The organism is Gammaproteobacteria bacterium (genome assembly GCA_003696665.1).
In the GTDB taxonomy this organism is placed as follows: Bacteria; Pseudomonadota; Gammaproteobacteria; order Enterobacterales.
Genome location: RFGJ01000029.1, coordinates 1 through 1,035 on the forward strand (window position 1 = coordinate 1; position 1,035 = coordinate 1,035).

Here is a 1,035-nt window from a genome sequence, read left to right on the forward strand (position 1 = left end):
CGAAATATCAGGTCGTGAATTCGAAAGGGCGGCCATGGTAGTACCTTTCGAAATTGAAGGAATTCGGGACAGGTTTATAGCGCAACTCGATCTTGGGTCAGAGGGGTCCGTTTTGTACGAGAATGGGTTGAAGAATTATTTCGATTCGTACCCGTGGCTGAGGGCCAAGATTGATAGCTCACGTTCGGTTTATTTTGATGAAAACAGGGTTTATGAATTCAAGGATATAGTGCTGAAAATGGGCTCTTCCTACGTCTGGCATAGGAATACCTATGTTATGGTGGGATTTGGTGATGAGGTCCCGAAAGATTCGGTGGGGTCCATGGTACCCAAGCATATTGGTACTATTGGACGAGATTTATTCAGGGATAATATTCTTATTTTAGACTACCCCGGTAAACGATTGTGCATGGTCGATGCGTTAGGGGACGATCAACTCCGTCAGTTCGACACACTGGATATTTCCATTGAGGTCGTAGGAGGCATAAAAATGCCCATCAAATTGGGAGATGAGTTGCATTATGTAATGTTCGATACGGGGTCGAGCATTTTTCCTCTTCTCATGGCAGATAGTTTGGAATGGTCAAGAGTCGCTGATCTGACCTCCAATGACATAGACACACTACTCATTCATTCATGGGGGCGTCTGATACCTATCCCGGGTGCTCCTGTGAAAAATGATGTTTCCATATCGGTGGCTGATAAAAACGTATCAGATAAGATCAGGGTTTATTACTGGCCTATTCAGGGGGAATTTTTTCGCGAGGAAAATCTTCTGGGAATCATGGGAAATGTGTTTTTCCTGAACGATGTGGTTATGATTGATTTCAAGAATAACCGTCTTGGTATTCTGCGCCGGAAAACCTGAGCGGATACACGAACAATGCGACGCAGAGCAACCAGATCCAGGTGGGCGCGGCCGACACGGGCGTGCTCGTGCGCCGCAATGCCAGCCCCCCGCGCCAGTTCCAGTTCGGCCTGCGGTACGTGTTTTAGGGAGGCGGGGCCAGGCGCAGGCCCGTCTCACGCCTGCAC

1 protein-coding gene is annotated in these 1,035 nt (G+C 48.2%); it reads left to right on the forward strand.

The annotated features are described in order from the left end of the window. Nucleotides 1–868 (forward strand): hypothetical protein (locus tag D6694_00750; protein ID RMH48238.1); only part of this gene is annotated, 868 nt, incomplete at its 5' end. Nucleotides 869–1,035: the final 167 nt, after the last annotated feature.